Genomic DNA, 20,624 nt, shown 5'->3' on the forward strand with positions numbered 1-20,624 from the left:
TACAACCCCGATTTCCCCACCGTGCGCCGCCCCGTGTACGCCCGGCGCGGCATGGTGGCCACCAGTCAGCCGCTCGCCGCGCAGGCCGGACTGCGCGTCCTTCAGGAGGGCGGCAACGCCGTGGACGCCGCCATCGCGACCGCCGCCGCCCTGACGGTCGTGGAACCCACCAGTAACGGCATCGGCGGGGACCTGTTCGCGCTCGTGTGGGCCGGCGGAGAGCTGCACGGCCTGAACGCCAGCGGCGCCGCGCCCGCCGCCCTGAGCCTGGACGCCCTGCACGAGCGGCACGCCGGGCAGATGCCCCGCCACGGCTGGACGCCCGTCACGGTGCCCGGCGCGGTGCGCGGCTGGGCCGACCTGCACGCCCGCTTCGGACGGCTGGACTTCGCGCAGGTGCTCGCGCCGGCCATCGCCTACGCCGCAGAGGGCTACCCGCTCTCGCCGGTCCTCGCGGCGAACTGGGCGCGGGCCACGCAGATCTACCGCCGCCTGAACCTGCCGGAGATGGACGAATGGTTCCGTACCTTCGCCCCGGACGGCTTCACGCCCCGCCCCGGCGCGCTGTGGCGCAGCGAGGGCCACGCCCGGACCCTGCGCGACATTGCCGCCACGCAGGGCCGCTCGTTCTACGAAGGGGACCTCGCCGCGCGCATCGACGCGCACGCGCGGGCCGGCGGGGGGCTGTTGCGCGCCGACGATCTGGCCGCGCACCGCAGCGAGTGGGTCACGCCCATCCACACCGACCACGCCGGCCACCGCGTGTACGAGATCCCCCCGAACGGGCAGGGCGTCGCCGCGCTGATCGCCCTGAACGTCCTGCGCGGCCAGCCGCTCCCGGAACGCCGCGACGACCCGCTCGGCCTGCACCTCCAGATCGAGGCCATGAAACGCGGCTTCCACGACGCGCACGCCTTCGTCGCGGACCCGCGCCACACCCCGGTGGACGTGGCCCACCTGCTGTCCGAGGCGAACGCACAGGCGCACCGCGCGCGCTTAGGCGAACGCGCCCACGACCCGCAGACCCGCGCGCCCAGCACCGGCGGCACCGTGTACCTCGCGGCGGCCGACGACGAGGGGCAGATGGTCAGCCTGATCCAGAGCAACTACATGGGCTTCGGCAGCGGCGTGGTCGTGCCCGGCACCGGCGTCGCGCTGCACAACCGCGGGCACAACTTCCACACGGACCCCGCCCACCCGAACGCCCTGGCGCCCGGCAAACGCCCGTACCACACCATCATCCCCGGCTTCCTGGGCCGCACGGACGGCACCCCGGTCGGCCCTTTCGGCGTGATGGGTGGGTTCATGCAGCCTCAGGGGCACCTGCAGGTCGTACTGAACACCGTCACGCACGGCATGAACCCCCAGCAGGCGCTCGACGCGCCGCGCTGGCAGTGGCTGGACGGCACCCGCGTCGAGGTCGAGGCCAGCCTGGGCGCCGACCTGACCCGCGAACTGATCCGCCTGGGCCACACGGTCACGGTGCAGACCGACCCCGGCTCCTTCGGGCGCGGCCAGATGATCCGCCGCGACCCCGCGACCGGCGTGCTGGAGGGCGGCACCGAGAGCCGCACCGACGGCCACATCGCCGTATGGTGATACGGACTCCGATTGAACGGGCTGTAAAGTCCTTCAATCGGAATCCGTATGAGCAATGGTGCGGGCACTGTTCAAGGGCCAGAGGGAGAAAGCATGGAACACGTCTTCTGTCACGCCATGCCTGCTCACCCCCTCCCAACCTCCCCCCTCAAGGGGGAGGGGCAAACACTGGGTGTTCAGCGCTGATCTGCCCGGAAGTGATGAATCCGCACCACTGCTCGCGAATGCTGGCCAATCCGGATCTGTCACGGCGATTCGCTGAATTGGGGGAACATCCGTCCAGGCCGCTGGATCTCCGCGTCAAAGCTGCTTGAACCTGTCCGCACCATTGATGAGGGGCTACAGCGCCCGCGTGCTGAACACCATCACGTCGCTGCCGGCCTCCAGCGGCCCGCCCTGGAACGAGCCGGTCACGCGCGGACTCTCGAACCCCGCGAAGCGCAGCAGCCACTCCACCTCGTAGCGGGTGTAGTAGCGCTGCGTCAGGGTGTAGTGGCGGCGTGTCAGGGTGCCGTCCGGCTGCGTGGTGTCCACGTGGTACTCGGTGGTGATGTGCTGGCGGGGCCGGTCGTGCCGCTGCACCAGAAAGACGTCGGTGCGGCGGCCGTCCGGCGTGTGGAACGTCTCGCCCTCGTGCCGGACGGTGTTCGCCTTCCCGAAACGCGGCACGTACAGGTCGAACACGAAACTGCCGCCGGTCTTCAGGTGCGCGTGGATGTTCTCCAGGCCCTGTAACTGCTCGTTCGGGGTGTACAGGTGCATCAGCGCGTTGAACGGCGCGATCACGGTCTCGAAGCGTTCATCCAGGCGGAAGGTGCGCACGTCGCCCTGCACGAAGCGCATGGTCAGGCCGTCCTTCGCGGCGCGTTCCTGGGCGCGTTCGATCATGCGGGCGCTGGGTTCCAGGCCCGTGACGGTCACGCCGCGCCGCGCCAGGAACGACGTGACCCGCCCGGTGCCCGCCCCGACTTCCAGCACCGGGCCGCCCGCGCGTTCGCCCACGCCGCCGTAGAAGTGCAGGTCGTCGCGGTACACGTCGTACTGGTGGTCGTACAGGTCGGCGAACTCGTCGTAATTCACGCCGCCCAGCGTAGCGCGGGCCCGGCGATCAGGTCGCCTGCTGCGGCGCGTGCCGGTGCCTGGGGCGTTACTGCGGCGCCTCGCCGTACCGCCGCAGGAAGTCCTCGCGGCTCAGGACGCTCAGTTTCGGTTCCTGCGTGGTCGCGCGCGCCCCGTACGCGCGGCGCAGCACGTTCGCCCAGACGCGCAGGCGGCGTCCCGTGGCGGGCGGCAGGTCGTGCGTCTCGAAGCCCAGCCGTTCCAGGATGGGCGTGACCGCCGACTGGCAGTACACGGCCTGCGCCCCGCGCAGCTCCGGGCGACGCTGCAGGTCGGCCGCCACCCGCCGGAAGTCCTGCCGGGCCACCCGTACCGTACCGACCGGACCCAGCTGCGACATCAGCGCGTTGTTCGCGTGGTACTCGGCCGCCGGGACGCCTGCGCGCAGGGTCAGGCCGCCGCCCGGTGCGGCGCCGCGCAGCGTCAGGTCCGGCCCCGGAAAACGGGTGGGGGAGACGCGCAGGATCGAGTCCCTCAGGCCCCCGGCGGGTTCGGTGCGGGTCACGCGGTCCAGCAGGCGGTCCAGGGCGCCCATCAGGCGGGGTGGGAGGTCGGCGGGCCGTTCCGCGCGCAGGCCCTCCAGCCGCGCGAGGCTGGTCGCGGCGTACCCGCGCGCCTTCAGGTCGGCCAGCACGCCGGGCAGGGCCGGCACCGTCACCCGCGCGCCGGGCCCTGCGTCGTGCAGCACGATCACCGCGCCCGGTTGCAGCGTGCGGCGCAGGTGGGCGCGCAGGCCGTCCGGGGTCTGCCCGGCCCGCCAGTCCTGCCCTTCCAGACTCCAGTGCGCGCCGGTCAGCCCGGAGGTCCGCTGGCCCAGCCGCGTGAACAGGCTGTACGCGCCGTGCGGCGGGCGGTGCAGCGTCACGGGCTGCGTGCCGCCCACCTGCCGGACGACCGCGCCGATGCGGGCCGCCGCGTCGCCCGGATCCCGGTACGCGCTCCAGGGGGTTCGCAGCCACGCGTGGCGGTGCCGCACGGCATGTGCCTGCACCTCGTGCCCCTCGCGCAGCATCCGCGCGATCAGGTCCGGGTGCGCCTCTGCCTGCGCGGCCACCACGAAGAACGTGGCCTGCGCGCCCGCCGCGCCCAGCGCGTCCAGCACCGCCGGGGTGCTGCGGGGGTCCGGGCCGTCGTCGAAGGTCAGGGCCACCGCCCGGCGTGTCTGCGGCGCGGCGCGCAGCAGGCCCAGGTTCGCGCGCTGCCACAGCAGGAACGGCCCGCCGATCACCAGCAGGCCCGCCGCCGCCACGCCCAGCGCCGCGCGGTTCAGGCTGGACTTCATGCGCGCCCCAGGCGGCCCAGCACCGCCTGCGCCACCCGGTCGGCGGCGTCCGGGATACCCAGGCGGCTCGCGGCGGCGCTCATGGCGGCGTGCGTGTCAGGGTCCAGGGCGCGCAGCACGGCGGGCCGCACCTCGCTCAGCTGCCGCGCCCAGACGGCCGCTCCGTGCCGCTCCAGCAGGTCGGCGTTGTGTTCCTCCTGCCCCGGAATGGGTTCGTGAATGACCATCGGCACGCCCAGCGTGGTCGCCTCGGCCACCGTCAGCCCGCCCGCCTTGCCGACCACCAGATCCGAGGCGGCCAGCAGTTCCGGAAAGTCGGTCGTGAAGCCCAGCCGGTGGACGGTCGCGCCACCCACCCGCTCCACGCCCTGCCCGTCCGCGCCGGCCAGCACCAGCACCTGCACGCGCCGCCCCAGGTTCGACAGTTCGCTCAGGACGCCGCGCAGCGCCCGGAACGTGCCGGTCCCGCCGCCCGAGATCAGGATGACCGGCTGGTCGGGCCGCAGGCCGTGGCGTTCTCGCAGCGCCGCGCGGTCCGCGCCGATCAGGCTGCGGAACACCGGCGCGATGGGAATGCCGGTCACGACCACCCGCTCCGGCGGGATCTTCCAGTCGGCCATCTGCCCGGCCGCCTCGGGGGTCGCCACCATCAGCAGGTCCGCCTCGGGCCGCGCCCAGTGGTGATGCACGCGGTAGTCCGTGACGATCAGGGCGTTCAGGAAGTCCAGCCGCAGGCGCGTGCGGGCCGCTGCCGCCGCCGCCACCGGAATGGGGTATGAGCTGACGACCACCTCGGGGTTCACGGCGCGCACGTCCCGCAGGGTGCCGCGCAGCCCCATGTGGTGAAAGGTGCTCACCACGGCGCGCGGCTCGCTCTCGCGGTCCGTCCAGTTGTAGAACGCGCGGTAGATGCCCGGCGCGTACCGCAGCCACAGGTCGTACGTGCCGGCCGTGACGGTCCGCTCGACCGGGTTCAGGTACGTCAGGAAGTCCGCGTGCCGGGCGTGCAGGTTCACGCCGCGCGCCCGCAGCGCCGTGTCCAGCGCCCGGTTCGCCTGATGATGCCCGCGCCCGAAACCGGTGGACATGATCAGCGTCCGCAGTTCCGGCCCGGTGGGGGGAGGTGGGGGTGCGTTCAAGTGCGCCTCAGCTGCCACAGGCCCGCCCCGGCGAACAGCACGTTCGCCAGCCACACGCCGGCCTCGGGGAAGGCGGGGATCAGGCCCGCCACGGTCAGGCCCACGAAGAACAGCAGGTAGTACGCCACGGCGATCATCAACGCGACGCCCAGGCTGACGCCCAGTGTCCGCCCGAACCTCAGCGCGAACGGCAGGGCCGCCAGCACCAGCACGAGGTTCGCGAACGGCAGCGCCAGCTTGCGGTTCAGGTTCACGCGGGCGGCGGCGCGGTCGGCGGCGCTCACGCCCGGCGCGGTCAGCTTGGTGATCAGTTCGGGCCAGCCCTCGGCGTCCGCGCCGATTGCGTCGGCGTACTGCGCGAGCGTCTGCTTGCGGCTCAGGCCGGTATCCACGTTCAGGGCGTCGGTGGCCTTCTCGGGCACGACCACGCTGGGGAACACGTCCTGCACCGCCGCGCGGAAGGCGGCCGGGTCATTCTCGGGCACGCGGGTCAGGGCGGCGACCGCGCCGTAGTCCACCACGAACGTCGAGTACCCGCTGAGGCTCAGGCGGTTGTCCTCGAAGGTGCCGCGCTCGGCCAGGATGCCCGTGCCGCGCCCCGCCGAGTCCGCCTGCCACTTCTGCACGCGCACGTCCCGCAGTTCCCGTTTCGCGGCGTCATAGCCGCCCAGGGACAGCGTCAGGTTGTTGCCCAGGTCCACGGTCTTGCCCACCAGCTGCGACAGGCCCGCGCCAGTCAGGGCGTCCCAGTACAGGCCGCGCGTCTCCACGTTCGCGCGTGGCGCGACCCACAGGCTCAGCCACACCGACAGCGCCGTGACGAGTAGTGCCACGACTGCCGCCGGGCGTGCGACGCGGCCCAGGCTGATCCCGCCGCCCTGCACCGCCACGAGTTCCCGCTCGGTGCTCATGCGGCCGAACGCCACGACGGTCATCAGCACGACCGCCATCGGGAAGACCTTCACCAGCGTGTCCGGCATCTGGTACCCGATCCAGCGGGCGATCAGGCCCACCGGCACGCCACTGAGCCACTGACTGGAGATGAAGAAGTACCCGAAGCTCAGGACCGCCGTGAACAGCAGCGTGCCGGCCAGCAGCGGCGGCAGCAGTTCCGCCGTCACGTAGCGGGTCAGGCGCGTCACGCCTCACCCCGGCGCGGCGCGGGCAGGTGAACCGGATTGAGAGGCGACACGCACCTCTCAACCAGCGCCCCGGTCACCCTTTGCCCACCGCGAACAGGATGGTCGCCTCGGCCACCACCACGCCGTCCACCTCGGCGCGGCAGGTGGTCTTGCCCAGGCCGCGGCGCAGGAACTCCAGTTTCGCGTGCAGGTGCAGCTGATCGCCGGGAATCACCTTGCGCCTGAAGCGCGCGCCCTCGATCCCGGCGAGGTACCCGACCGTGCCGGGCTCCAGCTGCCCGTGCAGGCAGAACATGCTGGCCTGCGCCAGCGCCTCGGTGATCAGCACGCCGGGCATGACCGGCTCCTGCGGAAAGTGACCGGGGAAGAACGGCTCGTTGACGGTCACGTTCTTGATGGCGTGCACCGCGCCGCCTTCGATGGACAGCACGCGGTCCACCATCACGAACGGGAAACGGTGCGGCAGGGTCTTCAGAACGTCCTGAATCAGAATCGGGTCCATGCGGGGCTCTCCTGGGTGGGGTCCGGCCGGGCCGGAAAAGGAAAAAGGGAGAGGCTTTACGGGCCGTCTCCCATCAATCAGCAGCGTCAGCGGCAGCGGGGCAGGGGTGCGCGCTCCCGGCGGCCGCAGGGTCAGCGGCGCAGGTAGTTGTCGCTGGACACCAGCGAGTCGCCCAGCACCGGGATCATCTCCAGCGCCATGCCGGTCCCGACCGCGACGGCCTCGACGGCGTTCTCGGCGACGGCCACCGGAATGCCGGTCGTCTGGCGCAGCAGTTCGTCGAAGTTGCGCAGCAGCGACCCGCCGCCCGTCATGACGATCCCCCGGTCAATGATGTCGCTCACCAGTTCCGGCGGGGTGATCTCCAGGACGCGCTTGACGCCGTCCACGATCTTCGTGACGGGTTCGCTGAGGGCCTCGACCACGTCGGTGCTGTCCAGGCTGATGGTCTTGGGCAGGCCGTTCACGAGGTCACGGCCGCGCACCTCGGCGGTCAGGTTCTCGGCGTCGTCGAGCAGCATGGCCGCCCCGACCTTGACCTTGATCTCCTCGGCGGTGCGCTCACCGATCAGCACGTTGTGCTTGCGGCGCACGTAGCGGATGATGCTCTCGTCGAACTCGTTGCCGGCGATGCGCATGGATTCCGACACCACGATCCCGCCCAGCGAGATCACGGCGACGTCCGTGCTGCCCCCGCCGATGTCCACGACCATCGACCCGATCGGTTCGGCGATCTTCAGGCCGGCCCCGATGGCGGCGGCCAGCGGCTCCTCGATCAGGAAGGCGCGCTTGGCGTTGCTGTTCAGGGCGGCGCGCAGCACGGCGCGTTTTTCCACGTCACTGACGTTGCTGGGCACGCCCACCATCAGCTGCGGCTTGAAGCCGAACAGGCGCCCGGCGTTGCCCTGCACCTTCTGCAGGAACATGGTGATCATCTTCTCGGTCAGGCCCTCGTCGGCGATCACGCCGTCCTTGATGGGCCGCACGGCGACGATCCCGCCGGGCGTCCGGCCGATCATGCGGTAGGCTTCCTCGCCCACGGCCTTCACCTGCTTACTGTCTCGCGCCATGGCGATCACGCTGGGTTCCTGGAGGACCAGGCCGCGGCTCTTGCTGTAAATAAGGAACGTCGCCGTTCCAAGATCGATTCCAATGTCTTCTGACAGCCTCACACTCGCCCTCCGGTCAAAACGTCCCAATCGTAGCACGGTGCATGAGGCGCGCCTAAACCATTCCTCATGCGCGTGGCGTTCAGGCGCGCGGTTTCACGAACGCGGCCAGCGCCGCGCACAGGCTGGTCAGGACCATCAGCGACAGCGCCTGCCCCACCCCGCCCAGGCCCTCCAGGCCCAGCTGTTCGGCCAGCGCGCCCTCCAGTCCGCCCAGCGAACGCAGCCACAGCGGCCCCGTGCCGGCCAGCGACGCGAAGGTCCCCAGCGACAGCAGCGCCAGCGCCAGCGTCAGGCCGAACAGCAGCGCGCACAGCAGCCAGCCGAGGACTCTCAAGGGCGCCCTCCGCGGAGGTCCGGGCGTGGCCGCGCGGCCCGGCGGGAAACGGTGGATCGTGACGGGGCGGTCATCCGGCGCATTCTAGTGATGCCTGCGCCACGCGCCGTGAGGATTTTCACATCCTGGCCCCGTGGGCGCGCGCCCGTCCGCGGCGGGACGCTATGCTGCGCGCGTGAACCTGCCTGCCCGCGTGCGAGTGACCCGCCCCCCGCTGCCCCTGGCCCCGGCCCTGAAAGCCGCCGCCAGCCGCCTGTGCCCGGACGCCCCGGACGCGCTGACCGGCGCGGCGCTGGCCATCGCCGGGGGCGGCGTGATCGGCGCGCACCTGCGCTGGGACGGGGGAGAAGCCGCGAACGTCGAGACCGGCTGGCGCGGGCGCGGCATCGAGGAAGCGCTGGCGCAGACCGTCTCCGGCTGACCGGAACGCCCGGAGGCGGCCTGCCCTGCGGGACGCGCGCCTAACAACCGTTTGGTAACCTGGGGGCATGACCACCACCGCCGCCGCGGACACCGGCATGAGCTTCGGCCTGACCGACGAACAACGCATGATCGTGCAGCACGTCCGCGAGTACGCCCGCGCCGAGATCGCCCCACACGCCGCCGCCTTCGACCGCAGCGGCGAGTACCCCCGCGCGCAACTGCGCGGCCTCGCAGACCTGGGCCTGATGGGCGCCACCGTCCCCGAACAGTGGGGCGGCGCGGGCCTCGACTCGGTCACGTACGCCCTGTGCCTCGAGGAGATCGCCGCTGCCGACGCCAGCGTCGCCGTGATCGTCAGCGTGCAGAACGGCCTGCCCGAACAGATGCTCCTGCGCTACGGCACCGACGACCAGAAAGCCACGTTCCTGCGGCCCCTCGCCAGCGGCGAACACATCGGCGCGTTCTGCCTGACCGAGCCGCACGCCGGCAGCGACGCCGCCAGCCTGTCGCTGAAAGCCACCCGCGACGGCGACCACTGGATCCTGAACGGCACCAAGGCCTGGATCACCAGCGGCGGACAGGCCGACACGTACCTCGTCATGGCCCGGACCGGCGGCCCCGGTGCGCGGGGCGTGAGCTGCTTCGTCGTGCCCGCCGCCACGCCCGGCCTGAGCTGCGGCCGCCCCGAGGAGAAACTCGGCCTGCACGCCAGCCACACCACCACCGTCACCTTCGAGGACGCCCGCGTGCCCCACGCGAACATGGTCGGCGAGGAAGGCCAGGGCCTGATCATCGCGCTGGCCAGCCTGGACGCCGGACGCATCGGGATCGCCATGCAGGCCCTCGGAATCGCTCGCGCCGCGCTGGAACACGCCGCCCGCTACGCCAGCGAACGCGAACAGTTCGGCCGGCCCCTGCGCGAATTCGAGGGCGTGAGCTTCAAGATCGCCCGCATGGCCGCCCGCACCGAGAGTGCCCGCCTCGTCGCCCTGAAAGCCGCGTGGCTCAAGGACCAGGGCCAGCCGTACGGCAAGGAGGCCAGCATCGCCAAACTCCTGGCCAGCGAGGCCGCCGTGGACGTCACCCGCGACGCCATCCAGATCTTCGGCGGCAACGGCTACAGCCGCGAGTACCCGGTCGAACGCCTGTACCGCGACGCCAAGGTCACCGAAATCTACGAGGGCACCAGCGAGATCCAGCAACTCGTGATCAGCCGCGCCGTCTTCAACGAACTGACCTGATCAATGGTGCGGACAGGTTCATGGCTTCAGGGCAGGCCAGCGATGAACACCCAGTGTTGACCCCTCCCCCTTGAGGGGGGAGGCTGGGAGGGGGTGAGCAGGAATGGCGTGACAGAAGACGTGTTCCGTGCGTGTCTCCTCTGTCGCTTGAACAGTGTCCGCACCATTACTGAGCCTTTCGCCCGGCTTGACTCCACCCGGCCGAATCCCACCCCGGCCGGGGCCGGACGCGGCGTGGAGGATTCAGGGAACCGCAAGATACGCCGGAGTGCCGCCGCTCAGAATGAACGGTGATGCTCCGGCAACTCCTGTGGATTCCCGGCACCCTGATGGTGCTCGCCGTGATGGTCGACCTGATCGTCACGTGCCTCCAGTCCGGCGAGGGCCGCCTGGGCCGCGCGGTCCACCGCCCCCTGTACGCCGCGCTGACCGGCGCCGCCCGCCTGACCGGCCGCCGCGCCCTGCTGTCGTGGACCGCGCCCCTGCTGATCCTGGGCACCCTGACCGCCTGGACGCTCCTGTGCTGGCTGGGCTGGACCCTGATCTTCTGGTCGCAGCCCGGCAGCCTGCTGGGTTCCGAGAGTGGCACCCCCGCCACGTTCGCCGGCACGCTGTACTTCGTCGGGTACACCATCAGCACCCTGGGCCTGGGCGAGATCACCGCGCCGCTGCCCTTCTGGCGCGTCCTGACCGCCGTGGCGTCCATCAACGGGTTCTTCCTGCTGACCTTCGCCATCACCTTCGTCGTGCCCATCGCGCAGGCCAGGGGCGACCGCCGCCGCCTCGCGCTGCACCTGCACCGCGCCGGACCCGGCGCGCAGGCCCTGATCCTGAACGCCCACACCGACCACGACCGCAGCCTGCTGAGCCTCACCAGCGACCTGCACACCATGCTCAACGACGTGGACGCCGCCCACCTGAACTCGCCGTACCTGCACCGCTTCCACGACCACGACCCGCAGGACGCCCTGGACCTGCACCTGCCCGCCCTGGGCGAGGCGCTGCTGATCCTCCAGGGGAGCATGACCGGCCCCGTGCCGCACGGGCTGGGCCGCACCCTGGCCAGTATCGACTCCATGACCCGCACCTTCGAACGCACCCACGGGCCGAGCCCGGTGCCCGTCCCGCCCCCACCCGACCTGACCCGCCTGCGGGACGCCGGCCTGATCCTGAAACCCGACGCCGACCTGCACGCCCACCTGCACGCGCACGCCGACCTGCGCCGCCGCCTGCACGCCATGGCCCACGCCGGCCAGTGGCGCTGGGACGAGGTGGCCGAACTGCCGCCCACCCCCGACGCTGCGTGAAGGTGGGCGGCGCTCCACCCCCTACCGGCCTCATGCCCGGCGGCCAGACTGAAAGCATGTCGCTCCTGACCGCGCTGCTGACCGCCGCCACCCTCGGCCCCCCGGCCCTCGCGGCGCCCTTCACGCTGACCGGCGCGGACGGCCGCCGCTGGTCCCTGAGCAGCGCCCTGGGCCGCGAACGCCTGCTGATCGTCCGTAACCCCAGCGCCGCGTACCTGAACACCGTCCGCGCGCAGGACACGGCACTTCAGGTCCGTGACCTGCGCGTCGTGGCCCTGCTGCCCCCGGACGACGCTCGCCTGAACGGCCCCCGTACCCTGATGCTCACGCTGCTCGCCGACCCTGGCGGGAAGGTCGGCGCGCAGTACGGCCCCGCCACCCTGATCGGCAAGGACCGCGGCGTCAAGGCCCGCTACCCCGCCCCGCCCGCCCTGAACACTGTCGGCGCCCTGATCGACACCATGCCCATGCGCCAGCAGGAACGTCAGGAGCGGGGCCGCTGACCTACCCCGACGGGCGCGTCAGCACCAGCACCCGGTCCTCCGGGTCTCCCGCCTCGCCGGTCACCGTGAAGCCCGCCCGCGCTGCCAGCCGCAGTGACGCCGCGTTTTCCGGGCTGATGATGCAGAACGTCTCCCGGCCCGGCACGTTCGCGTCCCGCCAGCCCAGCGCCGCCGCGACCGCCTCGCCCGCATACCCCTGCCCGTGCGCCCACGGCAGCGTCACCCAGCCCGCCTCCGGAATGCCGTCCAGTTCAGGCTGTCCTGCCAGCAGGTCCCGCTTGAACCGCCCCAGCCCGACCTCACCCACAAAGCGCCCGGACGCGCGCTCCTCGGCAACCCAGTACCCGAAGCCCAGCAGCGCCCAGTGCCCCGGATGCCGCAGCAGCCGCGTCCACACGTCCTGCCGCGCCAGGGGACGCCCGCTCGTGTACCGAGTGACCACCGGGTCCTGCCACAGTTCCACGCAGGCGTCCAGATCGTCCAGGCGGTGCGGGCGCAGCCGCAGGCGCGGGGTGGTCAGGATGGGGGCCTCCATGTGGTCACCGTAGCGCATCGCCCGGACGGAACAGGCCGCCCACCCGGAGGTGCAGCGGCCCTGTCGTTTCCCGTTTCAGATGGTGGCTGTGGTCAGTCCGTGTAAGCGCCCACCGATGCGCTGCTGACCAGTTTGGCGTACTTGGCGAGCACGCCGCGCTTGTAGCGGGGTTCGGGTTGCACCCAGGCGGCGCGGCGGCGGGCCAGTTCGGCTTCCGGGACGTGCAGGGTGAGTTTCAGGGTTTCGGCGTCCAGTTCGATGGTGTCGCCCTCATGTACCAGCGCGATGGTGCCGCCCACGAACGCCTCGGGCGCGACGTGACCCACGACCAGCCCGAAGGTGCCGCCACTGAAGCGCCCGTCGGTGATCAGGCCCACGGAGTCGCCCAGGCCCTTGCCGATGATGGCGCTGGTGGGGGAGAGCATCTCGCGCATGCCGGGGCCGCCCTTCGGGCCCTCGTAGCGGATGACGAGCACGTCCCCGGCGCGGATGCGGTCGCCCATGATCGCCTCCATGCATTCTTCCTCGGAGTCGAACACGCGGGCGGGGCCGGTGATCTTGATGCTCTTCAGGCCGCTGATCTTGGCCACCGAACCTTCCTCGGCGAGGTTGCCGCGCAGGATGGCGAGGTGCCCCTCGGTGTACAGCGGGTCGCTGAAGGCGCGGATGACGTCCTGCCCCTCGCTGGGCGCGTCGGGTTCGTCGGCGAGGTTCTCGGCGACGGTCTTGCCGGTGACGGTCAGGCAGTCGCCGTGCAGCAGGCCTTCTTTCAGCAGCATCTTCATGACGCGGGGGATACCGCCGACGACGTGCAGGTCGGTGGCCACGTACTTCCCGCTGGGTTTCAGGTCGCAGAAGACCGGGGTGCGCTCGCGGATGCGCTCGAAGTCCGCCAGGGTCAGGTCGATGTCGCAGGCGTGCGCGATGGCCATCAGGTGCAGGACGGCGTTGGTGCTTCCGCCGACGGCCATGATGACCGTGATGGCGTTCTCGAAGGCTTCTTTCGTCAGGATGTCCAGCGGGCGGATGTCCTGCTCGACGAGGTTCAGCAGCGCGCGGGCGCTGTCGGCGCTCGACACGGCCTTCTCGGCGTCCACGGCGCTCATGGTGCTGGAGTACGGCAGGCTCATGCCCATCGCCTCGAAGGCGCTGCTCATGGTGTTCGCGGTGTACATGCCGCCGCACGAGCCGTTGCCGGGGCAGGCGCGTTTCTCGATCTCGGTGAAGTCCTCGCGGCTGATCTTGCCGGCGCCGAACGCCCCGACCGCCTCGAACACGCTGACGATGGTCAGGTCCTTGCCGTCGTAGTGGCCGGGTTTGATGGTCCCGCCGTACACGAAGATCGCGGGGATGTTCAGTCGGGCGATGCCGATCATGGCGCCCGGCATGTTCTTGTCGCAGCCGCCCACGACGATCACGCCGTCATGGCTCTGCCCGCGCGACACGGTCTCGATGGAATCGGCGATCACCTCGCGGCTCACGAGGCTGCACTTCATGCCCTCGGTGCCCATGCTGATGCCGTCCGACACGGTGATCGTGCCGTAGATCTGCGGCATCCCGCCACCCTCGCGGATGGCGCCGGTGATGTGGTCGGCCAGTTCGCCCAGGCCGTTGTTGCAGGGCGTGATGTTGCTCTGCGCGTGCGCCACCCCGATGATGGGTTTCTCGAAGTCTCCGTCCTCGAAACCCACGGCGCGCAGCATGGCGCGGTTCGGGGCGCGCTCGTCCCCCTGCGTGATGTGGTGGCTGTTCCAGTTCAGTTTCCGCTTCTGCGCCGTGTCGGTCATGCCTCACCCTACGCCCGGTCGCGCCCGCCTGCATGCAGAGGCACAGACAGGCGCGCCCGGCCCGCGTTACCGTGCCGCATGACCCGCCCGCACCTGCTGTTCGTCTACAACGCCGACGGAGGCCCCCTGAACGCCCTGAAGGACCTGTGGCACAAGACGGTGTCGCCTGCCACGTACGACTGCCAGCTGTGCGCGGTCACGTACGGCCCGCTCGGCATGCGCCGCGAGTGGCGGGAGTTCGTGCGGTCCCTGCCCGCCGACGTGACGTTCCTGCACCGTGACGAACTGGCCGCGCAGTACGGCGTGCAGGGCGTGGCCCTCCCGGCGGCGTTCGTGCTGGACGGCGCGCAGGTGCGCCCCTGGCTGAGTGCCGAGGCTGTCAGGGAGGCGCGCACCCTGGACGACCTGATGTCCCTGGTGCGCGCCTCCCTGCCCATGACCGCCGGGCCAGACACGGGCGTGCGGCCCGCCTGACCCGGCGGCTGAAACGGCCCAGGTTATCAGCCTAGGTTCAGCCCGATGTCGAACGTGGCCGTGTACCCCCTGGCCGGGTCGCCCTTGGCGTTCAGCAGCAGCTGGCTGCCGCCGTTGCGGTAGATGCTGTCCTGCGCGTTGGGCGTGTCGGCCTTCGTGCCGTGCGCGCTGTACGGCGCGCGGGCGAACACGGCGCTGTTCACGCTTTCCGGGAAGAACAGCTGCGACGTGAACTCGCCCGTCGCCTTCCCGCTGGCGTTCAGGGGCCGCAGCTTGAAGTGGATGTGCACGGCCCGCCCCCGGTACCAGCCGGGGTAGATGGTCGTGAAGCTCGCGCGGCCCTGCGCGTCCGTGACCTGCGACCCGCGCAGGAAGTTCCCGGTGTTGCCCTGCACGCCCGAGTACGCTCCCTGCGCGTCGCAGTGCCACACGTCGATCAGCACCTGCCCGCGCGGGGTGCAGCCGCCCACCGCGACCCGGCTGACCACGAAGTTCAGGGTGAGCGGCACGCCGGCACTCTGTTTTCCGGTCGTGGTGTCCCGGCGCAGGTCGCTGCGGCGCGGTTCGCTGTCCACGAAGTACGGCCCCTCGGTCATGGCGGGCCGCACCACGCAACCGGGCAGGCCGCTGGCGGCGCTGGCCTGACCGGCGCTCCGCTGGGCCAGCACGCCCCCGGCGCCCAGTGCGGTGGCCCCGGCTCCCAGGCCCAGCAGCCTCAGGGCGTGGCGGCGGCTCAGGAGCGTGCCGATCATCTCGTCGTCGTTGTCCTCGTCCGGCTCCTGGGTGGGGGCGAGGTCGGGGGCGGCGGGGTTCGGGCGGTGCGGGTCGTTCGGCATGGATCCTCCGGTGTGGGGCGCGCCGTCTGGCGAACCTGTGCCCCTATCGTGCCCCGCCCCGGTTAAAGCAGGGTTGGGCGCCCCACAGGCAAGGAGAGCGCAGGAGGGGTGGCTGCCAGCAGAAAGCGGCCCCCAGATGGCGGGGGCCGCTCCGGCAGGATGCCGGAAGGGGGGGGTTACTGACTGGCGGGCGCGACGGTCACGGCGGCCGGGAAGGCCTCGGTGCCCAGGCGGGCGATCTGCGCGTCCAGGTACTTCTGCGCGGCGTCCTTGCCCAGCTGGTCGCGGATCAGGGGCGCGGCGTCCGCCAGGGGCAGCGTGCCGGCCTCCGTGCGCTTGGTGACGGTCAGGACGTGCCAGCCGAACTGCGACTGCACGGTCTGCACGGCCCCGACCGGCCCGCTGAAGCTGGCGCGGTCGAAAGTCTCGACCATCTCGCCGGGGCCGAAGCAGCCCAGGTCGCCGCCCTGCGCGGCGCTGCCCGGATCCTGGCTCCTGTCGGCGGCGATCTTCGCGAAGTCCGCGCCGCCCGCCAGTTCCCGCGTGATCGCCTGCGCGTCGGCCTGGGCGGGCACCAGGATGTGCTTCACGCAGGCCTGCGCGTCCTGCGCGAAGTCCGCGCGGTTCAGGTTGTAGTACCCGGCGACCAGCGCGTCCCCGAACGTGAAGCGCTTCTGGATGCCCTGCAGGTACGCGCCCACGACGCTCTGGCGTTCCAGTTCGCGGCGCAGGTCGGCGGCGTCCGCGTACCCGGTGGCGTTCAGCGCCTCGGCGAAGTCCGCGTCGGATTCGAAGTCGCTGCGGGCGTCCACGAGCTGCTGGTCGAGCGCGGCGGCGTCGGCTCTGTTGTTCACGCGGGCCAGCTGGTACACCGCGCGGTCCCGCAGGAACTGCTTGAGGAATTCAGGGCGGGCGGAGGCGAACTCGCTGAGGTACGCTTCCTCGAACGGCACGCCCTGGGCATTCACGACCCGCGCGGCCGCCAGCCGGAAGGCCCGGTCGAAATCGCCCAGCGTCAGGGTCTCCTTGCCGACCCGGCCGACTGGCGTGGCCGGATCGCTGACCGGAGCGGCGGGGGCGGCCGTGGCGGGCGCGGCCGGAGTGGTGGGAGCGGGGGCCGTGGTGGCCGGCGCCGGAGTCGTGGGGGCCGGCGCGGTCTGGGCGCCGGCGGTCTGGAAGGCGACGCCGCTCAGCAGCGCTGCGGTCAGGAGCAGTTGTTTCATGGTCCGTACTGTAGCGTCCCGCGCGGCGCACTCCATGACAGTCTCCTGTGACGCCCCGGCACACGCCCCCCCGCCTGCTACAATCCCCCCCGTGCGCCTGAGCCTAGTAGAAACCACCGATCCGCGCGTGTACGACGACGCCGTGCGGAACCTCCCCATCACCAGCGCCCTGCAGGGCTGGGGGTACGGCGAGGCGCGGCGAACGCTGGGCCAGACCCCCGCGCGTTACCTGATCACGCAGGACGGCCGCACCGTGGGCGCCGTGCAACTGCTGCGCAAACGCCTCGTGCCGGGGTTCAGCACCCTGTACGCGCCGCGCGGCCCGGCCCTGGAAAGCCTGGACCTGCTGCCCGCCTTCGCGGAGGCCGTCCGGCGCGTCGCGCGGCCCACCGACGCCCTGCTGAAGGTCGAGCCGCCCGTTCCGTTCCTCGCGGACGACAGCGTGATCCTGCCCGAAGCGTACGGGCCGCTGCGCCGCGCCGACACGGAACAGCCGGAACACACCATCGTCGCGGACCTGACCCGCAGCGAACAGGACATGATGGCGGGCCTGTCCAGCATGGCGCGGCGCAACATCCGCACCTCCGAGAAACTCGGGGTGGTCGCGGGCCGCGACGACGACTTCGAGGCGTTCTGGGAGATCTTCACCGCCACGAACGAACGCGCCAGACTGGGCGCCTTCCCCCGCGAGTACTACGAGACCATGCTGCGCGAGGGCAACGCGCACGGCGGCGAGGCGTACATCGTCCTGTCCCGCTACCAGGGCCGCGCGCTGGCCGGCGGGTTCTTCCTGGCGATGGGCAAGGGCACCTACTACCTGTTCGGCGGCAGCGTCCGCGACGACCGCGTGGACGACCAGGGCAACCCCCTGAAGGACGCCAAGGCCCCGGACGCCTTCTACTGGAACGCCATGCTGGACGCCAAGCGGCGCGGCTACGAACTGTTCGACTTCTGGGGCATCCCGCGCGTGCTGGACGAGAGCAAGCACTCGTACGGCGTGTTCAGGATGAAGCTCAAGTTCAGCGAGCAGCGCGTCTGGTACCCCGCCTACGACCTGAACCTGAACCCGGCGGCGCCTGCCATCGTCCGGGCGCTGCGCTGGCGCAAGACCCAGAACAACCTGCGCAAACGCGGCAGCGCCGACGACGTGCTGTAACGAACGGCCTGTCACGCCGGTCAGTTCAGGATCCTGGCCTCGCCCGGCACGAGGCCCAGCAGCGCCTCCAGCCGTTCCAGCAGCGTCCGGGCGCGCAGGGCGTCCTCACGCTGCTCGGGGCTGGCGGGCAGCAGCGTCGCCGCGAAACTCGCCATCAGCAGCGGGTCGATGGGGGCCGCGCCGCGCAGTTCGTCGGCGTCGCCGGGCCGCAGCCGCAGCAGGGCCGTGAGCAGCTGGGCCGCCGCGCCGCGCGCCGCCTCGTCCGCCACCCCGGCCTCCAGCAGGTCGGGGTCCAGGGGCCACACGGTCACGTCCGCCGACAGGTAGGGCCGGTCTAGGTGGAAGTCGTCCACCCGGAAGCGGTCCCCGCCGACGACCAGCACAGTGCTGGTGCCGTCCTCGTGGGGGCTGGCCTGCCGCAGGTGTGCCAGGGTGCCCACCCGCGATACCCGCTCGTGAAAGGGACGGTCGGAGGTTTCGGACGACTCCACGATCCGCACGATTCCGAAAGGTTGCCCACTGGCCTGCACGTCGGCCAGCAGTTCACGGTAACGGGGTTCGAAAACGTATAGGGGAAGGACCACGCCCGGAAACAGCACCAGTTGAGGCAGGGGGAACAGTGGAACACGCATACCCGGTCATGGTGCGCCCATCCGCGCCCGGCAACTTGAGCGAACCCCACAGTAAGCGAACCTCACAGGAGACGCCGGGCAGCGGGGGCCGCCCTGAACCCAGGTCGCGCCCCACCGCTGCGGCGGTCAGGAACCGGGCGGGGGGTCCGGATCGGCCGGGCGGGGCCGTTTGCGGCGTTTCGGGCGGGGCGGCGGGGGCGCGCCCCACTCCTGCAACTGTTCCGGTGTGGCGCCCAGTTCACCCAGGGTCACGGTGTCGGCGGGGGTCAGCGGGGCGCTGACCAGCAGGTCCGGGCGGCGGGCCAGCGTGCGCGCCAGCGCCTGCCCGCGCCGCCACGCCGCCACCGCGCCGTGATTCCCGCCGCGCAGCACGTCCGGGACGCTCTGCCCGCGCCACTCCGGGGGACGGGTGTACTCCGGGTAGTCCAGCAGCCCAGAACTGAAACTGTCCGCCTGATGCGACTCGGGGTCGCCCAGCACGCCCGGCACCAGTCGCGCCACGGCTTCCAGCACGCACGCGGCGGCCGCCTCGCCGCCCATCATCACGAAATCCCCGATGCTCAGTTCCCGCGTGACCAGCCCCTCGGTGCGGGCATCGAAACCCTCGTAGCGGCCGCACAGGAACACCAGGTGGCGGCGCTCCGCGAGTTCCTCCGCGACCGCCTGCGTGAACGGCTGCCCGGCCGGGCTGAACAGGATCACCTCGTCCGCCGCCGGGAGGCTGGCCAGGGCGCGCTCGGCGACGTCCACGCGGATGACCATGCCGGCCCCGCCCCCGTACGGCGTGTCGTCCACCTTGTGGTGCCGGTTGCCCGCGAAGTCGCGCATGTTCACCAGTCGCACGTCCAGCAGGCCGCGCTCGCGGGCCTTCCCGACAATCGCCTCGGCCGCGAACGGCGCGAGCAGTTCCGGGAACAGCGTCAGGAACGAGAAGGTCAGGCCCGGCGTCCCGGCAGTGTCGTCCGGCAGGGGGAGGGGGTCTGTCATCCGGAGTGGCCCGCCCCGTCCGGCCCGCCCGCATCGTCCGTGTTATCCGTGTCGTCCGGGTCGAGCAGCCCTCCCGGCGCGTCGGCCGTCAGCGCCAGCGACGCGGGCCGCCGCTTCCCGTTCAGGTTCACGGTCACGTACGGCGCCTGAAGCGGCACGAAGGCCTCACCCGCCGCGTGCCGCACCACCAGCAGGTCCTGATGCCCGGCGTCCACGACGTCCACGACCTCGCCCAGCACCTCGCCGGCCGGGCCGCTCAGGGTCAGGCCGCGCAGCTCGTGGTAGTAGTACACGCCGTCCTCGGGTTCCGGCAGGTCCGCGTCGGCGGCGTACACGTTCAGGCCGCGCAGGTCCTCGGCGCCCTCGCGGGTCACGACGCCCGCCAGGTGCAGCGCCACGCCCGGCGCGAGCATCTCGGCGCGGCGTACCTTCAGCCAGCCGCGCTTCTCGACGTACACGCGCTCCAGCGCCGCCAGTTGTGTCTGGTCGCCCAGCACGAACACCTTCACGCCGCCCTTCACGCCATGCGGTCCCAGGAAGTAGCCCAGGCGGGTCCGGTCTGTGGAAGTTCCGCCGGTCACGCTTTGCGGGGGGCGTCCAGGTCGACGTTCAGGCGGTCACGGGGGTCGCTCGCGGCGCGCACCAGGGTGCGGATCGCCTGGATCACGCGGCCCTGCCGGCCGATCAGTCGGCCTTCCTCGCCCGCACCGACCCGCACGACCACGGTCGGCCCCCGGCGGGACACGCGCACCAGCGACGGCTGATCCACCACGCTCTGGGCCAGGAACAGGGTCAGGTCTACAGGATCGGTCTTCATGCTGGGCATTCTAGAGCATCCGCCGCCCCGCAGGCCCGTGCGCTGCGTCCACGCCGCACAATTCGGTCAGGTGCCGGCATGAAAAAAGGCCCCACGAGGGGGCCTGTCAGGGAGTGGGGACGCTCAGGCGACCTTGACGCCCTGGCTCTTGAGCAGGCGGCGGGCCGTCTGCGTGGGCTGGGCACCCTGGGCGATCCAGTAGGCGGCGCGCTCGGCGTCGATCTTCAGATACGTCTCGGTGGTCTTGCGGGGATCGTAGTGGCCGAGGTTCTCGATGTAGCCACCGTCACGGGGACGGCGGGCATCGGTCACGACGATACGGTAGTGGGGGTTGTGGGTAGCACCGAAACGGGACAGGCGAATCTTGACCATGATGGAAACCTCGGGTTGATCGGGTAATTGAGGGTACAGCTC

General features: G+C 71.4%; 23 protein-coding genes. 7 read left to right on the top strand and 16 right to left on the bottom strand.

The genetic code is table 11. The features are described 5' to 3' along the window. Positions 1-51: 51 nt before the first annotated feature. A complete protein-coding gene (locus CBQ26_RS05310; protein ID WP_172417961.1) occupies positions 52-1,599 on the top strand; it encodes a gamma-glutamyltransferase family protein in 1,548 nt (515 codons plus the stop codon). Positions 1,600-1,938: 339 nt separating this feature from the next. Here the strand turns inward: CBQ26_RS05310 and CBQ26_RS05315 are convergent, their stop codons facing one another. The 7 genes from CBQ26_RS05315 to CBQ26_RS05345 form a co-directional block, all read right to left on the bottom strand. Further along, positions 1,939-2,679 (bottom strand): class I SAM-dependent methyltransferase, encoded by a 741-nt coding sequence (locus CBQ26_RS05315; protein WP_088247488.1) that lies wholly within the window; start codon positions 2,677-2,679, stop codon positions 1,939-1,941. Between the two features lie 67 nt (positions 2,680-2,746). Next, entirely contained in the window at positions 2,747-4,000 is a 1,254-nt protein-coding gene (locus CBQ26_RS05320; RefSeq protein WP_088247489.1) for a polysaccharide deacetylase family protein, read from the bottom strand. Next, positions 3,997-5,139, bottom strand: coding sequence for an MGDG synthase family glycosyltransferase (locus CBQ26_RS05325; RefSeq protein ID WP_342351769.1), 1,143 nt, complete (start codon positions 5,137-5,139; stop codon positions 3,997-3,999). Before CBQ26_RS05325 ends, CBQ26_RS05320 begins: the two co-directional genes overlap by 4 nt. After that, positions 5,136-6,281 carry an LptF/LptG family permease gene (locus CBQ26_RS05330; RefSeq protein ID WP_088247491.1) on the bottom strand — a complete coding sequence of 382 codons (1,146 nt, stop codon included), beginning with the start codon at positions 6,279-6,281 and terminating at the stop codon, positions 5,136-5,138. Before CBQ26_RS05330 ends, CBQ26_RS05325 begins: the two co-directional genes overlap by 4 nt. Before the next feature lie 73 nt (positions 6,282-6,354). Further along, on the bottom strand, positions 6,355-6,783 hold the full coding sequence (gene fabZ / locus CBQ26_RS05335) for a 3-hydroxyacyl-ACP dehydratase FabZ (protein WP_088247492.1): 429 nt from the start codon (positions 6,781-6,783) through the stop codon (positions 6,355-6,357). A 131-nt stretch (positions 6,784-6,914) separates the two neighbouring features. Beyond that, positions 6,915-7,955 (bottom strand): rod shape-determining protein, encoded by a 1,041-nt coding sequence (mreB, locus tag CBQ26_RS05340; protein ID WP_055363749.1) that lies wholly within the window; start codon positions 7,953-7,955, stop codon positions 6,915-6,917. Positions 7,956-8,034: 79 nt separating this feature from the next. Continuing rightward, positions 8,035-8,289: a hypothetical protein gene (locus tag CBQ26_RS05345; RefSeq protein WP_229843993.1), complete on the bottom strand. Its 255-nt coding sequence runs from the start codon at positions 8,287-8,289 to the stop codon at positions 8,035-8,037. Positions 8,290-8,464: 175 nt separating this feature from the next. Between CBQ26_RS05345 and CBQ26_RS05350 the strand changes: the two genes are divergently transcribed. From CBQ26_RS05350 to CBQ26_RS05365, 4 genes are all read left to right on the top strand, one after another. After that, on the top strand, positions 8,465-8,710 hold the full coding sequence (locus CBQ26_RS05350) for a hypothetical protein (RefSeq protein ID WP_088247494.1): 246 nt from the start codon (positions 8,465-8,467) through the stop codon (positions 8,708-8,710). A 67-nt stretch (positions 8,711-8,777) separates the two neighbouring features. Beyond that, positions 8,778-9,953, top strand: a complete 1,176-nt coding sequence (locus tag CBQ26_RS05355; protein ID WP_088247495.1) for an acyl-CoA dehydrogenase — start codon at positions 8,778-8,780, stop codon at positions 9,951-9,953. 293 nt (positions 9,954-10,246) lie between these two features. Further along, entirely contained in the window at positions 10,247-11,260 is a 1,014-nt protein-coding gene (locus CBQ26_RS05360) for a potassium channel family protein (RefSeq protein ID WP_088247496.1), read from the top strand. 56 nt (positions 11,261-11,316) lie between these two features. Next, positions 11,317-11,763 carry a DUF4174 domain-containing protein gene (locus CBQ26_RS05365; protein ID WP_088247497.1) on the top strand — a complete coding sequence of 149 codons (447 nt, stop codon included), beginning with the start codon at positions 11,317-11,319 and terminating at the stop codon, positions 11,761-11,763. 1 nt (position 11,764) lies between these two features. On the opposite strand, the gene CBQ26_RS05370 is transcribed toward CBQ26_RS05365, so the two are convergent. Both CBQ26_RS05370 and ilvD read right to left on the bottom strand, forming a co-directional pair. Further along, positions 11,765-12,298 carry a GNAT family N-acetyltransferase gene (locus tag CBQ26_RS05370; protein WP_172417924.1) on the bottom strand — a complete coding sequence of 178 codons (534 nt, stop codon included), beginning with the start codon at positions 12,296-12,298 and terminating at the stop codon, positions 11,765-11,767. 92 nt (positions 12,299-12,390) lie between these two features. Next, positions 12,391-14,085, bottom strand: a complete 1,695-nt coding sequence (gene ilvD, locus CBQ26_RS05375) for a dihydroxy-acid dehydratase (protein ID WP_088247499.1) — start codon at positions 14,083-14,085, stop codon at positions 12,391-12,393. A gap of 78 nt (positions 14,086-14,163) precedes the next feature. Between ilvD and CBQ26_RS05380 the strand changes: the two genes are divergently transcribed. After that, positions 14,164-14,559: a hypothetical protein gene (locus CBQ26_RS05380; protein ID WP_088247500.1), complete on the top strand. Its 396-nt coding sequence runs from the start codon at positions 14,164-14,166 to the stop codon at positions 14,557-14,559. A 26-nt stretch (positions 14,560-14,585) separates the two neighbouring features. Here CBQ26_RS05380 and CBQ26_RS05385 read toward each other — a convergent pair whose 3' ends face one another. Together CBQ26_RS05385 and CBQ26_RS05390 are read right to left on the bottom strand one after the other, a co-directional pair. Next, positions 14,586-15,395 (bottom strand): intradiol ring-cleavage dioxygenase, encoded by an 810-nt coding sequence (locus CBQ26_RS05385; RefSeq protein ID WP_088247501.1) that lies wholly within the window; start codon positions 15,393-15,395, stop codon positions 14,586-14,588. 176 nt (positions 15,396-15,571) lie between these two features. Further along, a complete protein-coding gene (locus CBQ26_RS05390) occupies positions 15,572-16,618 on the bottom strand; it encodes a peptidylprolyl isomerase (RefSeq protein ID WP_088247502.1) in 1,047 nt (348 codons plus the stop codon). 91 nt (positions 16,619-16,709) lie between these two features. Here CBQ26_RS05390 and CBQ26_RS05395 point away from each other — a divergent pair, with 91 nt between their 5' ends. Continuing rightward, on the top strand, positions 16,710-17,774 hold the full coding sequence (locus CBQ26_RS05395; protein WP_172417925.1) for a lipid II:glycine glycyltransferase FemX: 1,065 nt from the start codon (positions 16,710-16,712) through the stop codon (positions 17,772-17,774). A gap of 20 nt (positions 17,775-17,794) precedes the next feature. Here the strand turns inward: CBQ26_RS05395 and CBQ26_RS05400 are convergent, their stop codons facing one another. The 5 genes from CBQ26_RS05400 to rpsP all read right to left on the bottom strand — a co-directional run bounded on the left by CBQ26_RS05400 (position 17,795) and on the right by rpsP (position 20,582). After that, positions 17,795-18,406 carry an LON peptidase substrate-binding domain-containing protein gene (locus CBQ26_RS05400; protein ID WP_088247504.1) on the bottom strand — a complete coding sequence of 204 codons (612 nt, stop codon included), beginning with the start codon at positions 18,404-18,406 and terminating at the stop codon, positions 17,795-17,797. 126 nt (positions 18,407-18,532) lie between these two features. Next, positions 18,533-19,393 (bottom strand): tRNA (guanosine(37)-N1)-methyltransferase TrmD, encoded by an 861-nt coding sequence (trmD, locus tag CBQ26_RS05405; protein ID WP_088247505.1) that lies wholly within the window; start codon positions 19,391-19,393, stop codon positions 18,533-18,535. Next, positions 19,390-19,974, bottom strand: a complete 585-nt coding sequence (gene rimM, locus CBQ26_RS05410; protein WP_088247506.1) for a ribosome maturation factor RimM — start codon at positions 19,972-19,974, stop codon at positions 19,390-19,392. Before rimM ends, trmD begins: the two co-directional genes overlap by 4 nt. After that, on the bottom strand, positions 19,971-20,210 hold the full coding sequence (locus CBQ26_RS05415) for a KH domain-containing protein (RefSeq protein WP_078305021.1): 240 nt from the start codon (positions 20,208-20,210) through the stop codon (positions 19,971-19,973). The genes rimM and CBQ26_RS05415 overlap by 4 nt, the downstream gene beginning before the upstream one ends. Positions 20,211-20,333: 123 nt before the next feature. Continuing rightward, complete coding sequence (gene rpsP / locus CBQ26_RS05420) at positions 20,334-20,582, bottom strand: 30S ribosomal protein S16 (protein WP_088247508.1); 249 nt, start codon at positions 20,580-20,582, stop codon at positions 20,334-20,336. Positions 20,583-20,624 lie beyond the last annotated feature (42 nt).

This window comes from Deinococcus indicus, from assembly GCF_002198095.1.
GTDB classification, from domain to species: Bacteria; Deinococcota; Deinococci; order Deinococcales; family Deinococcaceae; genus Deinococcus; species Deinococcus caeni.

Coding starts and splice junctions, on each gene's coding strand:
- CBQ26_RS05310 (WP_172417961.1), top strand. CDS start 52: ATGGTGGCCACCAGTCAGCCGCTCGCCGCGCAGGCCGGACTGCGCGTC.
- CBQ26_RS05320 (WP_088247489.1), bottom strand. CDS start 4,000: ATGAAGTCCAGCCTGAACCGCGCGGCGCTGGGCGTGGCGGCGGCGGGC.
- fabZ (WP_088247492.1), bottom strand. CDS start 6,783: ATGGACCCGATTCTGATTCAGGACGTTCTGAAGACCCTGCCGCACCGT.
- CBQ26_RS05355 (WP_088247495.1), top strand. CDS start 8,778: ATGACCACCACCGCCGCCGCGGACACCGGCATGAGCTTCGGCCTGACC.
- CBQ26_RS05360 (WP_088247496.1), top strand. CDS start 10,247: ATGCTCCGGCAACTCCTGTGGATTCCCGGCACCCTGATGGTGCTCGCC.
- CBQ26_RS05365 (WP_088247497.1), top strand. CDS start 11,317: ATGTCGCTCCTGACCGCGCTGCTGACCGCCGCCACCCTCGGCCCCCCG.
- CBQ26_RS05370 (WP_172417924.1), bottom strand. CDS start 12,298: ATGGAGGCCCCCATCCTGACCACCCCGCGCCTGCGGCTGCGCCCGCAC.
- ilvD (WP_088247499.1), bottom strand. CDS start 14,085: ATGACCGACACGGCGCAGAAGCGGAAACTGAACTGGAACAGCCACCAC.
- CBQ26_RS05380 (WP_088247500.1), top strand. CDS start 14,164: ATGACCCGCCCGCACCTGCTGTTCGTCTACAACGCCGACGGAGGCCCC.
- CBQ26_RS05385 (WP_088247501.1), bottom strand. CDS start 15,395: ATGCCGAACGACCCGCACCGCCCGAACCCCGCCGCCCCCGACCTCGCC.
- CBQ26_RS05390 (WP_088247502.1), bottom strand. CDS start 16,618: ATGAAACAACTGCTCCTGACCGCAGCGCTGCTGAGCGGCGTCGCCTTC.
- CBQ26_RS05400 (WP_088247504.1), bottom strand. CDS start 18,406: ATGCGTGTTCCACTGTTCCCCCTGCCTCAACTGGTGCTGTTTCCGGGC.
- trmD (WP_088247505.1), bottom strand. CDS start 19,393: ATGACAGACCCCCTCCCCCTGCCGGACGACACTGCCGGGACGCCGGGC.
- CBQ26_RS05415 (WP_078305021.1), bottom strand. CDS start 20,210: ATGAAGACCGATCCTGTAGACCTGACCCTGTTCCTGGCCCAGAGCGTG.
- rpsP (WP_088247508.1), bottom strand. CDS start 20,582: ATGGTCAAGATTCGCCTGTCCCGTTTCGGTGCTACCCACAACCCCCAC.